We start from the raw sequence: 13,009 nt of genomic DNA on the forward strand, positions 1-13,009 counted from the left end.
ACAAGGGTTAACCGTTCAATTAATGTTAATTTAAGAACGGGACGGCGAATGCTACATTAAAGCACGAGGAATGCCCCGCATTCCGCTCAGAGACGAGGAGGTGGTTAAGTAAACGGATAACCGGGCTTGGTTCGATTGGGATGTTCAGTGAAAAGGGGAAGACGATTTTTCGACTGCTGGTTTTTTGCAAATGTCCGCTAACAAGAACAGGAGGAAGCTGAATGAGAGGCAAGAAGAAAATCTTGAGTGCCGTCTTGGGCGCAGCATTGACGTTCTCGATGGCGCAAGCCGCTTTTGCGACGAACTATTATTATCCGTCCAATCAGGGGCCGTCCAACGCTCAGCCGCCTGCGGGCCGGGAATATTTCCCCACCGATATCGGCAAACTGCCGAGCTCCGAAGGGCTGCCCAACCTGTTTCAGTTTCTGGATCCGGCGAAGGGCACGAACGGGTATGTCACGACCAAGGAACAGTGGCCCGAACGCCGCTCCGAGCTCGCCGATCTGCTGCAATATTATTATTACGGTTATCAGGAGAAGACTCCCAAGGAGGACGTTTCCTACTCTGGTGATATGGGAACGAATAACGGAACGCTAACGGTTTCGGTAAAAAATCCGGATAACGGTACTTCCGGCAGCTACAGCGTGACCGGTATCTATGTCCCGACCTACAAACCGGGAGTAGCGGCTGCCGATTTGCAGCCCGGCGAAACGAACATCGCGCCTCCATATCCGTTCGTCATCGGGGTTGGCGGCGGCGTTTCCGCGAATATGCGCAACGCTTTCCTGCAGCGCGGCTATGCGGTGATGAACAACCCGACACGCCCGATCTACAGCGACGATGCGAGCCGCAGCGGCCTGTACACCACGCTGTATCCGTTTAACAAGGATTCGTACGAGTACAACTCCGGCGCGCTGATGGCCTGGGCGTGGGGGATTTCGCGGACGATCGACGCGCTCGAGAACGGGGCGTATAAAGGGCTGATCGACCCGGCACGCTCGGTCGTCACCGGCGTTTCCCGCAACGGCAAGGCCGCCGCGCTGGCGGGCGCGTTCGATCAGCGCATCAGCATTGTCGTTCCGGTGGATCCCGGTCAGGGCGGCATTACATCCATGCGTTACACGTCGGAGGGCCGGATTTACAATTACAACGTGCCCGACGCCACAGCCGGTTCGCCGAACGCCGACTACAGCAACTCGAACATGAACCGCAGCTTCTTCCGCAACGAGAAGCCGACGAACCTGCTGTCGCCCAGCGAAGCGCATTGGCTGGATGTCAAGGCGGAGGAATTCCGCTTCAACCTGGACAAGCTGCCGTTTGATTCGGACGCTCTCGCGGCGCTGGTCGCGCCTCGCCCGATCCTCACCTTCACCGGCGAGGGCTTCGACTGGCTCGGTTCGCCGGGCGCCGAGCTGGCAACGGTTGCGGGCAAAGAAGTTTACGACTTCCTAGGGGTGGGCGGCAACATCGGCATCCGCGTCCATGACGGCGCGCACGCCTTCCAGGACCGCGACCACGCCTACATGCTCGCGATCATGGACCGCGAGTTCCATGGCGGAAAATACGGCGATCCGATGAAGGTCGAGGGACCCGACACGCTTGGCGTGAACGTCAACCCGCCGATTCGTCCGGCGAAAACGGTCAACAGCGTGTGGGCGATGTCTTCATATCCGTTCGAAGTGGACAGCTCGTATATTCAATGGTCCCGGCCGAACAAATATACGCTTTATACCACGAACGAAATGGTGACGGCGGGTTATCCCGCCACGATCAAGGCGTACTCCAACGCCAAGAAAGTACAGCTGAATACCGGCTCGGGCGTATACACCGCGAACGTCGCCAACGGCGTCGCCACCTTTAAGCTGAAGGCTGATCAGGTCACGGCAGGCCGATACACGCTGACCACGATCGGCAACGATAAGGACGCCAATTCGGTTTACCTGCAGAGCTACGATCTGACCGGCATTTTGCGCACGAGCATTACGGGCGACGATACCGGCGATCAACGCTGGATATTCGGGTTCACGAGCAAAGTCGACCCGAATTCGATGAAAATTTTCGCGAACGACGTGCCGGTTCCGGCAAGCGTCAACGAAGCGCAGGAGCCGGGTTGGATTCTGAAGTATGGCGCTTCGATTAATACCGGCTATACGAGCGCCGACGCCGACGGCTCGAACCAGCACGCGTTCTTCCAGGAAGACGTGCCGGGCTTCCCGGTTACGTACGCTCCCGGCACGAACCGGGTCGTTCGTCTCGAAGGCGTGAAGCTGGAATCGCTGCCGGGCTTCACGTTCCAATTCTCGTACGATTTGAACCGCGCGAAGACGATTTTGCCGCCGTCCTGGCCGTCGACGAACGTCAAGATCGGCCCGAGCCCCGACTGGCCGGATTACCCGAACAAGAACACGGATACCGGCGCAAGACCGGAGACGCTCCCATGGCCGACGACCAATCTCGGCGCAGTGACCTTTAATCCCGACCATGAGAAGATTAAAGGGAACACGACGAGCGTCACGATCGGCTTCGCCAATCCGATGGATCCGCAAAACTTCGGCTTCGGTACGGACTTTGCCGAACATTACACCGTGAATTGGAGCGACAACAACACGAAAGTTACCATCGGCTTCGATCAGGCGGTCAAGAACGGCGGTCAGCTCATTCTGGTCCGGCTGAAGGATGCGGCAGGCAACGTCAACGTCAAGCCATACGTATTTGATCTGGACAAGAACGCATCCAAGTAAACTTCTTTCTTGGATAATGGAAGGAACCGGTTTTCCAGCCGGTTCCTTTTCTTGTTTAAGTCTTAAACTAAAAAAAGTGTTAAAATAGGCGGCATTCCTTGATCATTTCCGGCGGTTTGCATAATACTATTGTTAGATATCTAAATGAAAAAAGGAAGGGGGAACGCTCGATGAAACAATCGTGTCCGATCAATCCAACCGATCCCAAACCGAGGTTTTACGGCTGCGTCATTTGTTACACGGCCGCATGGACCTGGTATTTCTCGAAGAAGCTGCGGCGCCTGGCATACCGATAACGACTTAAAGGGGGTGATCGAGGTCGATAACATCTTACACGGCTGGATCGGATTTTGGCTGAAGAAAAATTACCGGAACATTTGCAATTACCTCGACCAGCAGCTCGAGCGTCATGGAATAACCAACTCCCAGCTCGGTGTGCTTATCATGTTGTGGGAAAAGGAAGGCTTGACGCAGAAGGAAATGGTTCGGGTGTTAGGCATACAGCCGGCATCAATGACGTTCCTGCTGCGGGGGCTTGAGAACAAAGGGCTCATTATCAGGAAGCAGGATGCTGCGGACTCGCGAATCAACCGAATCTTCCTGACGGAGAAAGGCTTCGAGCTCAAGGATCCCTGTCTCGACATCGTAGAGAAAGGGGAACGGGTACTCCGGACCGGGTTTAGTCAAGAAGAAGTGGCGATGATGCGCATGTGGATGAAGAAATTAGATGCTAATTTTAGCCCTGTCGCCGTCATTCGAAACGAAGATCAGGCCGAGGGAAAATAACCGTTGCCCGCTTGAAGGCGGGCTTTCATCACCATATAGTTAGATATCTAATAAAAACGCGCCAAAATAATAGTTTAATATATAATAATATTTAACTTTCTTTTTTTATTTACGCTGATTTTCCGGCAAAAAGTTAAAGATATTTTAAAAAAATTGTTTAACGCCGGATGACATCAACTCCATCCGGGATGCGGCGAACATTCCGGCCATCTCGATTCGCAAATTTAAAGAGGTAAACTCCCATCTGCTGCTTACGAAGCCGATCCATGAGCTGGAGCACGAGCTGCGCAGCACGGGGACGAGCGGCATTCCAAGCATTTCGCGCCGGGACGACCGAACGGTAACGCGAAGCGTATTCAGCATCTATGCGATGCTCCGGGAACTGTTCGGTTTATTCGGCGGTGCGGCCGTTTTTCTGTCGCCCTCTGCCGAAGATATGCCGGAGATGGGACTAGTGAAGCTGATCAACATGTTTTCCGGCCTGCTCGATTCAACCCGGTTTTTCGTGCACGACGCAAAGCTCGATCCGGAAGCGGTCGTTGCGCAGCTTCAAGCTTGGCAGCATGCGCATACGCGTCACCTGATCGGACCTCCTTTTCTGGTGGAACGGCTCGTGAAGGAAATCGAGGAGAAAGGGATCGAGCTGAAGCTTGACGCAGAACCCATATCGTGACGCTCGGCGGCTGGCGCAGCTTCACCGGCCGGGAAATCGTTCCGGAATCGTTCAGGGAGCTCGTCACGCGCGTATTTGGCATAAGCGAAGATCAAATCCGGGACATGTACGGGCTTGTCGAGACGAACTTCATGGCGATTGAATGCGACCGGCATGCCAAGCACGTTCCGCCATGGGTGCATTTTTCCGTAAGAGATCTGGACAATCCGTCGCGTGAGGTGGCGCCGGGCGAGCCGGGGCTGCTTGTCGTAAACGATCCGCTATCCTTAGCTTATCCGGGCTTTATCGTGACCGACGATCTGGTGTATTTGAGCAAAGAGCCTTGCGGCTGCGGCCGCAACGGTCAAATTGTGAATTACATGTACCGCATCAAGGGCGCGGAAATCGGCTGCTGCGCGATTAACTTGGAGAAATATATGTCGGACAAAGACGGCTCCGTCATGGAATGCCCGATCGTATGGCATCCATTTTCAAGCCAAAGAAGGTGAATTCGATCGATGTATAATCCGACGATTGCCGAACACTTCATGAATCCGCGCAACATCGGCGAGCTGGAAACGTCCGACGAGACGGTCCGTATCGGGAATCCGATATGTGGCGACACGATCCATATGCAGGTGCTTTTCGACGGAGATATTGCAGCGGATGTGAAATACAAAGCGTACGGATGCGCAGCGTCGATCGCGACCGCGAGTATTTTCAGCGAATACGTGAAGGGCCGGTCCTTGACGGAAATACGGCAAACGCCGCATTTTAAAACGGGACATTATTATTCGCAATTTGGAGCTGAGAGGCGTTGAACCGGACGATATTGCCGATGACGCGCCGTTATTCGGCGAGGGGCTTGGGCTGGAGTCCGTCGAAGCGTTTTATATTGCCGGCGGCATTCAGGAGCGTTTCGGCGTGAAAATCGACCGGACAAAATTGAATCAGCTGCGGCCGCATTTCCAATCCGTCCGGACGCTTGCCGTATTCGTCATGCACCTTCTGGCGGAAGGGGAGCGTCATGGCTGAGCTGGTAATGGACAAATTGCTTCAAAACAATCTGGTCGATTTGCTGAGGTACCGCGCGCTCGACTCCCCGGATACGGTGCTGTATACGTACCTCGCGGACGGGGAAAGCCAGAGCGAAAGCATGACGGCTGCCGAACTCGACCGGCGGGCGGCTGAGATCGCGATGGCTCTGCTTGAATCGGGCCGGCGGCCGGAATCGGCCATTCTGCTGTACCCGCAAGGAAATGACTTCATTGCCGGATTTATGGGATGCTTGTACGCCGGCGTCATCGCCATACCGGCGTTCCCGCCGCATCTTCGCCGGCCGTCTCCGCGTCTTTGAAGCGATTGTCAAGGATTCCGGAGCGACCGTGGCGTTGGCGACGAGCAGCATACTGCGCGATATGGCCAACAACCGGAATCATCTCGTTCATCTGTCTAATCTCCGGTGGATCGCAACGGACACGCTTACGATTACCGATACACACTACAGACCGTCGTGTAAAGGGGAAAATCTCGCTTTCCTGCAGTATACATCGGGGTCGACAGGCAATCCGAAAGGCGTCATGGTCACGCACAGCAACCTTTTGCACAACCTGACGCTGCTGGCGAAATATTTCCAGCTGGATCAAGATTCGAAAATCTTAAGCTGGCTGCCCGTATTTCACGATATGGGGCTGATCGGCAAACAGCTGATGGCTCTGCTGCTCGGCATCGAGAATGGGGATTCGAAATTTACATGCTTCTGTTAAGAGGGGGATGGAAGTGCGCGATGTTGACATTTTGATCATCGGCGGCGGACAGGCGGGCCTCTCAACGGGCTATTATATGAAGGACCGGTCCTCCAACTTCCCGATCCCTGGAACGATCGGGTCGGGTTGGGGACGTCTGGCGGAATCGTTACGACTCCTTGACGCTTTTTACGCCGAGGCTTTACAGCTCGCTGCCCGGACTTCCGCTGACCGGGGATCCTTGGGGATATCCGGGCAAAGATGAATTTGCGGACTACTTGGAACAATAACGGTCCCGATTCCAGCTCCCCGTACAGACCGGCACGCGGGTAAGCCGATTGTCGCTGCAGGGACGGGAGTTCGTTGCGAAGACCAACCAAGGTGCGATTCGAGCGAAACGGGTCGTGGTGGCGACGGGTCCGTTCCAACGGCCCCATATCCCTTCGTTCGCCTCGCAGCTGGATCCGGATGTCACGCAGGTTCATACAAACCGCTACCGGAATCCGCAGGACCTGCCGGACGGCAACGGGGAAATATTGGTGGTCGGCGGAGGCAATTCCGGCGTTCAAATCGCGTATGAGCTGTCCCGAAAGGAGCGCGTCCGCTTGTCCGTCAGCGTTCCGAGCAGTTATTTGCCGAGACGGCTGCTCGGCCGCAGCTTGTTTTGGTGGTACGACCTGATCCGGCTGTTCGAACGGACTCCGGACAGCCGATTAGGCCGAAAGCTGAAAGCAAAACGCGACCCGCTGTACGGATTTGAGCTGAAGAAAGCGATTGCGGAGGGCGAGGTTGTTGTCGTCCCGAAAGCCGTTCGAGCGGAAGGACGAACGGTCCATTTCGAAGACGGATCGTCGTCCGAAGTGCGCGCGATCGTTTGGGGAACAGGCTTCCGTTCCGATTACAACTGGATCGATATTCCGGGCATCCGGGACGCAAGAGGTCAAATGATCCACGATCGAGGAATCGCTTCCGTGCCGGGTCTTGCTTTCGTCGGCCTTCCCTGGCAAACAACGCGCGGCTCTGCGTTAATCGGCTGGGTGCACCGCGAGGCGCAGGCAATCGTAAACTTTCTCTCAAGGCCGGGTGACTCGTTTGATCCAACTGTGGGCCACCAGGTTATGTCCGAAATCGGCGGATAACGACTGGCAATTGTGCTATCCTCATTTAAACGTGCAGCGGAGAATCAGGGCGCAAGCCTGCTTGCGGCCGGAACAGCGAATGCGTCTTGCGGCGGCCGAGCTGCTGCTGGATTACGTATTCATTCGGGCCTATGGGCTGAAAAGGGGCGAGATTTCCTACCGGTATAATGCGTTAGGCAAACCGTTGCTCCATCCGGGACTACCGCATTTTAACGTATCTCATTCGGGGGATTGGATGGTGGCGGCCTTTGGTTATGCGCCGGTCGGGATCGACGTCGAAAGAGTAGACGAGAAGCTGAACGGGCTCGTTCCCCTGATGCTGACCGGCCGGGAACGGCGGGAGTGGTCGTTTACCCCTGGGCGGGAGGAATATGTATGCAGCCGCTGGGTGCTCAAAGAGAGCTTCGTCAAGGCGCTGGGCGTGGGCCTGCAGTATCCGCTGACGGGGGTAGACCCCTATCAGATCGGAGGAGGCTGTTGGAAGCACGTTCATTGCGGCAAAGCGTATGATTTGAAATTGATCGATTTCGATTCGGCATACCGTCTCTCGGTATGCAGTGCATCCCCGAAGCTTCCGGAGCGGACGAAGCTGATTCCGCTGCGGGATTGCATTAATTTTGGCATCCAAAATTCGGCCGTCTCGATGCGGAAGCGGCGAACGGCACGAGAAGTTAAAGCGAGCTCGATCGTTTACATAACATTAAATCGGTCAACTCAAGATTGAAGGCATACCGTTCGTGTGATATCATACATTAGACTATCATCTAATTACCAGGTACTAGGTGGTTCCGAACATGGCGACATTTTATTTGGTCCGGCATGCCGAGAAAGAAAAGGCGATCGGAGATGTATCGATAACCTCTGCCGGCCGATGGCAGGCCCGAAAGACAGCGTGTCATTTCAGCAGGCTCCCGGTCAGCCTTATCGTGACAAGCCCGCTTCGCAGAGCGAAAGAAACCGCCGAATATATCGCACGTTCCGCAAAATCCGGTTTGGAAGTGGATCATCGCCTGCGTGAACGCGCGAATTGGGGGGATTTGCCGGAACAATCGTTCGAGGAATTTGTTGAAATGTGGGAACGCAGCACCCGGGATCCCGATTATATGCCGCCGGTCGGCGATTCCGCGAAGCAGGCCGGCGAACGTTTAGCCCTGGTGCTGTCGGAGCTGGCTGTGAAATACGGATCCGGGAGCAGCATCGTCATCGTTACCCACGGAGGGCTTATCACGGATTTTCTGGTGCATGCCGTGTCCGAAGACCAGCTTAATCTATGGCATCCGAGCTTCATTGAAGCCCAAAGCAGCCTGATCCCCGAGTGCTCCGTTACAACGCTACATTATGATCGGAATGCATGTAAAATCGCGGCGTTTGCTTCCGTCGGGCATCTGAAACCTGAAGACCCGATTTAGGAATGCAAACGGATGAACCAGCCTTTTAAGGGGCTGGTTTTTTGGTACAGCGGGGGAATCCGGGAGTATAGCCCCTGAAAAACCATACATAAATTGGATAATGTGGATCCAAATATGAAAATCATTGTGAAAAATTGTGCAATTTGGGTCATTTTTTTGGACAGCCTGTTCTATGAAAGCCATTTTGGGTAGTATAATCATTTATGAGAGAATGCAGTGTGACAGGCAGTTCGCAAATTTTGCTCTGCGCCATTCAACAGCAGCGATTGGCCGCGGAACGATCCGGCATGTGGGAACGGCTTCGGGAGAAATCGAAACGAGCTTGGCGCCGACGCCAGGTTTGCCCGCCTGCAAAAATAAACCAGACAAGGAGTGAGGTCGTTGAAAAGATTGAAAGTTTACCCCCATAACGGATCGATTACTGGAGCTGTTGCAGTTCCACCATCCAAGTATCATCTGCACAGGGCTTTAATCTTTGGATCGCTTGCGGAAGGCGAAACCGTCATACACGGGAAATCAGGAGCGCTTCATATCCGGGATACGCTTAATTCTCTCAAAGATTTCGGCATTGCCGTCACCCCGAACGAATTCGGATATCGGGTGCGGGGAGGCGCGTACAAGCCTGCGAACGGTAAAATCCGGGTCGGCAGCTCGGGCTCCACGCTGCAGTTCATGCTCGGTCTTGGAAGCCTGTCGCAAAGCATAGCTCCCGTATATAACGGCCATAAAGCGCTTCGGGAACGGCCGATCGGCCCGCTGCTCAAGGCGCTCGGCTCCATGGGGGTCCGGTGGTCGGCAGCCGATTTCAAAATGCCGGTTACCATTGAACCCGGCAGGCCGAAAGGCGGCCTCATTCAAATTCCGGGGACGCTGAGCCAGTGGATATCGGGCCTTCTCATCCTTGCCCCGTTCGCCGAGAAGGATACGATCATCGAGGCCCTGCCGCCGCATAACGAACTTACATACGTCCAACTGACGATTGATATGCAGAAAAAGTTTGGCATCCACGTCGAAACGGATCCGAGCGGCACCCGCTGGAGAGTGCCAGCGGGGCAAAAATACCAGCCCGCAGAGATCCATATCGAACCGGACTTATCCTCGGCCGCATTTTTGCTCGTACTCGCGGCGCTGTTCCCGGCAGACATTGTGCTGCAAGGGCTGGAAGGAAGCGGAACCCATCCCGAAGGGAAAATACTAGATATTATTGAAAGGTTCGGCGTGCCGCTTGCTTATGACGGCGGGAACAACAGCGTGCGCATCCAGCGGCCGGATGTTCAGCCGGTCAGCATCGGCGAAATCGACATGCGCCATATTCCGGATCTGATTCCGGCGTTATCCGTGCTCGCGGCGGTGTCCCGGGGGACGACCGTGCTTAAAAATATCGGCCCGGGGCGGATGAAAGAGTCCAACCGCGTAAAAGCGATGCTGCAGCTGAATAAAATGGGGGCGAACATTCGTGAAATCGGCGACGACCTGATTATCGAAGGGGTCGGCAGCCTGAACAGCGCTTCGATTTCCACGTACAACGATCACCGGGTGCAAATGGCGTTCACGCTCGCTTCGCTGCGGGCTGCGGGCGAGGGCAGCGAGCTGACCTTCCCGAACGCTTACCGCATCTCCTATCCGGAATTTTTCGAGCATCTGGCGCTTCTCGGCATCCAGGCGGCTCCGGATGATCCGGCTGCCGCTCCGAAAGAGCTGCGCGCAGAGGAGGTTGTCAGCGTATGATCGCATCCCATCACCTTGACGGCGGCCGGTTGATTCTTAACCGGTTCGCCGATGCCGATCCTCAAAAAGATGCGGTCGTCGATCTGAGCCTTTCCTCTCCGATTGTCATGAGCAACGGAGAGCTGAACGATCTGGCGTGCCGCGCGGCGGCAGGCTTGATCGAACGCGGCGTACAGCCCGGTGAGAGCGTCGCTTATATGCTCCCGAACAGCTGGGAATTCGTCGCCTTGACGCTGGCGATATGGAAAATCGGAGCCGTCGCCTGTCCGATGCTCCCTGCCTTAAGGGAACGGGAAATTCCGTTCATTATGAACAAGTCGCGCAGCCGGGTGCTGATCATTCCGGCCTCGTACCGCAAGTTTGAATACGGGCCGATGATCGAGAGCATCCGCCCGCAATTGACGGGACTGGAGCATCTCATTACGATTAGCGACCGGGATCCCAAGGATTTGACGCGCTGTCTGGGCGGTCTCGCCGCGCAGGATCCGGATGAAGCGGAGCTTGAGCGGAGGCGTCCCGGCGCGGATTCTCCGGCTCAGCTGCTGTTTACGTCGGGAACGACCGGCGAGCCGAAGGGCGTCATTCATACGCACGGCACGCTCAGCCACGGCGTCCTCGCGCATGCGGAAGGACTCGGGCTGAGCGCGGAAGACACGCTTTGGATTCCGTCGCCGATGGCGCATCAGACGGGATTCCTGTACGGTATGATCATGGCGATGTACGTAGGCGCCACCCAGGTATGCCAGGCGGAGTGGGACGTGTCCAAAGCGCGCGTGGCGATAGAGAAGTATGGCGCGACGTTCGTTCAGGCGGCGATGCCGTTCCTGGCCGATCTGACCCGTGAAGAGAATCCGCCGCAAGGGTTGAAAGTCTTCATCGCGACGGGCGCGCCGGTTCCCCGCAAGCTCGCGCAGGAGGCGAGCGAGCGGCTGAACTGCAAGGTTGCGGGCGGCTGGGGCTCGACCGAAAGCTGCATGATCAGCGTCGGCTCGGTGAAGAACTACACCGAAGCGTCCTGGAACTCGGACGGACAAGTCATCGCGGGCAGGGAAATGAAGATCACGGACGAGCAGGGCCGCACGCTCCCGCCCGGCCAGGAAGGATTGTTCAAGGTGAAAACGCCGGCGATGTTCACCGCTTATCTGGACCATCCGGAATGGTACGAAGCGGCTGTCGATCCGGACGGCTATTTTAATACCGGAGATCTTGCGATCATTGACGAAGAGGGCAATCTCCATCTGACGGGCCGGGTCAAGGACGTCATCAACCGGGGCGGCGTCAAAATTCCCGTGGCCGAGATCGAGAACCTGCTCTACCAAATGGAAGGGCTGCGCGATGTCGCCATTGTCGGCATGCCCGATCCGCGGCTCAACGAGCGGATTTGCGCTTACGTCGCATTGAACGATCCCGGCCGCGGCATCGCGCTCGAGGATCTGACCGCTTATCTCGAGGGCAAAGGCGTCACCAAAATTTACTGGCCCGAACGGCTGGAGCTCATACCGGAGATGCCGCGCACAACCACGGGGAAAATTCAAAAATATGTGCTCAGACAAATGATCGCGGACAAGCTGAAAGCCGCCGAGTAAAGCCGGGGCACAAACCGGGCGCGATTTGCGTCCGGTCCTTTCTGCTGTACGGGAGCCAAAATCAAACCAGTGAGGAGAATCGGAATGAATGACGCTGCATTTCAACATTTGAAAGAGGAAGTCAAAGCCTACGTAAACGGCCGGCTGCGTGAGCTTTCCGTACGGATTGAGGAAACCGGAGAATGCGGCCCGGATATTTGGGCGGAGCTGAGGGAACGCGGCTATCTGCGGCTCGCGGCACCGGCGGAATACGGCGGCTGCGGGCTTAGCTTTACCCAATACCTGCAGCTCTTGGAGCTGTTTTCCCAATCTCACGGCTCCCTGCGGATGATTGTTCACGTCATGAACGGTATTTGGCGGCCGATCGATTTCCTGGCGAATGCCGAGCAGCGGGAGCGGTTCGTCAAGCCGCTGGTCCGCGGCGAGATTACGGCGGCTTTCGCCCTGACCGAGCCGTATGCCGGCTCCGGAGCCGATATCCAGACGTCCGCGCGCAAGCAGGGCGACGAATACATATTGAACGGGGAGAAATGGCTGATCACCTTCGGGGATACCGCGGATTACCTGATGCTGTACGCGCGGATGGAAGGTACGCGCGGCTATGAGGGCACCATGGCGCTGCTCGTTCCGAGACAGACGGACGGCGTCGAGATCGAGGTCATGCCTCCGACGCTCGGCCTGACGGGCACGGGTCACGCCCGCATCATCATGAAGGATGCCCGCGTGCCGGCGGCCAACCTCTTGGGCGAGGTCGGACAGGGGCTGGCCGGGGCGCTGAACGGGTTTCTCGATCCGAGCCGGGTGTGCGTCGGCATGACCTGCGTCGGCTTGGCGCAGCGCGCGTTTGACCTGGCGGTCGAGCGCAGCCGCGAGCGCGTGACGTTCGGCAAGCCGCTGAGCCAGCGCCAGGTGGTGCAAACCTGGATTGCCGAGATGGCGACCGACATCGAGGCGGCCCGGCAGCTCGTCATGTACGCGGGACGGCTGAAGGACGAGAACGCCTTGACGCCGCCGCCGGCGTCGATGGCGAAGCTGTACGCGCTGGAAATGCTGCAGCGCGTGACCGACAAAGCGCAGCAGATTTGGGGCGGCATCGGCTATTTCAAAGGCAACGAGATCGAACGCATTTACCGCGACGCCCGCGCTCAAAAGTTCGAGGAGGGCACGGCCGAGATCCAGAAGGCCGTTATCGCCAAGCATATTTTGGCGGGAGAGTGAGGCTT

14 protein-coding genes are annotated in these 13,009 nt (G+C 56.5%); all 14 read left to right on the plus strand.

The genetic code is table 11. From position 1 onward, the window contains the following. The first annotated feature begins 221 nt into the window (after positions 1 to 221). The 14 genes from PD282_RS12960 (at position 222) to PD282_RS13025 (ending at position 13,004) form a co-directional block, all read left to right on the plus strand. The gene (locus tag PD282_RS12960; RefSeq protein WP_274651095.1) at positions 222 to 2,741 is read left to right on the plus strand and encodes a glucuronyl esterase domain-containing protein; all 2,520 of its coding nucleotides are present in this window, start codon (positions 222 to 224) and stop codon (positions 2,739 to 2,741) included. A gap of 309 nt (positions 2,742 to 3,050) precedes the next feature. Continuing rightward, positions 3,051 to 3,527, plus strand: a complete 477-nt coding sequence (locus tag PD282_RS12965) for a MarR family winged helix-turn-helix transcriptional regulator (protein ID WP_274651096.1) — start codon at positions 3,051 to 3,053, stop codon at positions 3,525 to 3,527. A 247-nt stretch (positions 3,528 to 3,774) separates the two neighbouring features. Beyond that, positions 3,775 to 4,200, plus strand: a complete 426-nt coding sequence (locus PD282_RS12970) for a hypothetical protein (RefSeq protein ID WP_274655197.1) — start codon at positions 3,775 to 3,777, stop codon at positions 4,198 to 4,200. After that, positions 4,197 to 4,688: a LuxE/PaaK family acyltransferase gene (locus PD282_RS12975; RefSeq protein ID WP_274651097.1), complete on the plus strand. Its 492-nt coding sequence runs from the start codon at positions 4,197 to 4,199 to the stop codon at positions 4,686 to 4,688. The genes PD282_RS12970 and PD282_RS12975 overlap by 4 nt, the downstream gene beginning before the upstream one ends. A gap of 9 nt (positions 4,689 to 4,697) precedes the next feature. Beyond that, a complete protein-coding gene (locus PD282_RS12980) occupies positions 4,698 to 5,000 on the plus strand; it encodes an iron-sulfur cluster assembly scaffold protein (RefSeq protein ID WP_274651098.1) in 303 nt (100 codons plus the stop codon). Beyond that, positions 4,981 to 5,214 (plus strand): phosphopantetheine-binding protein, encoded by a 234-nt coding sequence (locus tag PD282_RS12985; protein ID WP_274651099.1) that lies wholly within the window; start codon positions 4,981 to 4,983, stop codon positions 5,212 to 5,214. The genes PD282_RS12980 and PD282_RS12985 overlap by 20 nt, the downstream gene beginning before the upstream one ends. Beyond that, the gene (locus PD282_RS12990; RefSeq protein WP_274651100.1) at positions 5,207 to 5,536 is read left to right on the plus strand and encodes an AMP-binding protein; all 330 of its coding nucleotides are present in this window, start codon (positions 5,207 to 5,209) and stop codon (positions 5,534 to 5,536) included. Before PD282_RS12985 ends, PD282_RS12990 begins: the two co-directional genes overlap by 8 nt. Beyond that, positions 5,439 to 5,945, plus strand: a complete 507-nt coding sequence (locus PD282_RS12995) for an AMP-binding protein (protein WP_274651101.1) — start codon at positions 5,439 to 5,441, stop codon at positions 5,943 to 5,945. Before PD282_RS12990 ends, PD282_RS12995 begins: the two co-directional genes overlap by 98 nt. A 317-nt stretch (positions 5,946 to 6,262) precedes the next feature. Beyond that, positions 6,263 to 7,063, plus strand: coding sequence for a flavin-containing monooxygenase (locus tag PD282_RS13000; RefSeq protein ID WP_274651102.1), 801 nt, complete (start codon positions 6,263 to 6,265; stop codon positions 7,061 to 7,063). A gap of 61 nt (positions 7,064 to 7,124) precedes the next feature. Then, entirely contained in the window at positions 7,125 to 7,787 is a 663-nt protein-coding gene (locus tag PD282_RS13005) for a 4'-phosphopantetheinyl transferase family protein (RefSeq protein ID WP_274651103.1), read from the plus strand. A gap of 70 nt (positions 7,788 to 7,857) precedes the next feature. Then, positions 7,858 to 8,472, plus strand: coding sequence for a histidine phosphatase family protein (locus PD282_RS13010; protein ID WP_274651104.1), 615 nt, complete (start codon positions 7,858 to 7,860; stop codon positions 8,470 to 8,472). Positions 8,473 to 8,853: 381 nt separating this feature from the next. Continuing rightward, positions 8,854 to 10,200 carry a 3-phosphoshikimate 1-carboxyvinyltransferase gene (gene aroA / locus PD282_RS13015; RefSeq protein WP_274651105.1) on the plus strand — a complete coding sequence of 449 codons (1,347 nt, stop codon included), beginning with the start codon at positions 8,854 to 8,856 and terminating at the stop codon, positions 10,198 to 10,200. Next, positions 10,197 to 11,786 (plus strand): AMP-binding protein, encoded by a 1,590-nt coding sequence (locus PD282_RS13020; protein WP_274651106.1) that lies wholly within the window; start codon positions 10,197 to 10,199, stop codon positions 11,784 to 11,786. The genes aroA and PD282_RS13020 overlap by 4 nt, the downstream gene beginning before the upstream one ends. A gap of 84 nt (positions 11,787 to 11,870) precedes the next feature. Beyond that, on the plus strand, positions 11,871 to 13,004 hold the full coding sequence (locus tag PD282_RS13025; RefSeq protein WP_274651107.1) for an acyl-CoA dehydrogenase family protein: 1,134 nt from the start codon (positions 11,871 to 11,873) through the stop codon (positions 13,002 to 13,004). The last annotated feature ends 5 nt before the right edge of the window (positions 13,005 to 13,009 follow it).

This window comes from Paenibacillus humicola (genome assembly GCF_028826105.1).
In the GTDB taxonomy this organism is placed as follows: Bacteria; Bacillota; Bacilli; order Paenibacillales; family Paenibacillaceae; genus Paenibacillus_Z; species Paenibacillus_Z humicola.

Coding starts and splice junctions, on each gene's coding strand:
- PD282_RS12980 (WP_274651098.1), top strand. CDS start 4,698: ATGTATAATCCGACGATTGCCGAACACTTCATGAATCCGCGCAACATC.
- PD282_RS13020 (WP_274651106.1), top strand. CDS start 10,197: ATGATCGCATCCCATCACCTTGACGGCGGCCGGTTGATTCTTAACCGG.
- PD282_RS12990 (WP_274651100.1), top strand. CDS start 5,207: ATGGCTGAGCTGGTAATGGACAAATTGCTTCAAAACAATCTGGTCGAT.
- PD282_RS13025 (WP_274651107.1), top strand. CDS start 11,871: ATGAATGACGCTGCATTTCAACATTTGAAAGAGGAAGTCAAAGCCTAC.
- PD282_RS13010 (WP_274651104.1), top strand. CDS start 7,858: ATGGCGACATTTTATTTGGTCCGGCATGCCGAGAAAGAAAAGGCGATC.
- PD282_RS12995 (WP_274651101.1), top strand. CDS start 5,439: ATGACTTCATTGCCGGATTTATGGGATGCTTGTACGCCGGCGTCATCG.
- PD282_RS12960 (WP_274651095.1), top strand. CDS start 222: ATGAGAGGCAAGAAGAAAATCTTGAGTGCCGTCTTGGGCGCAGCATTG.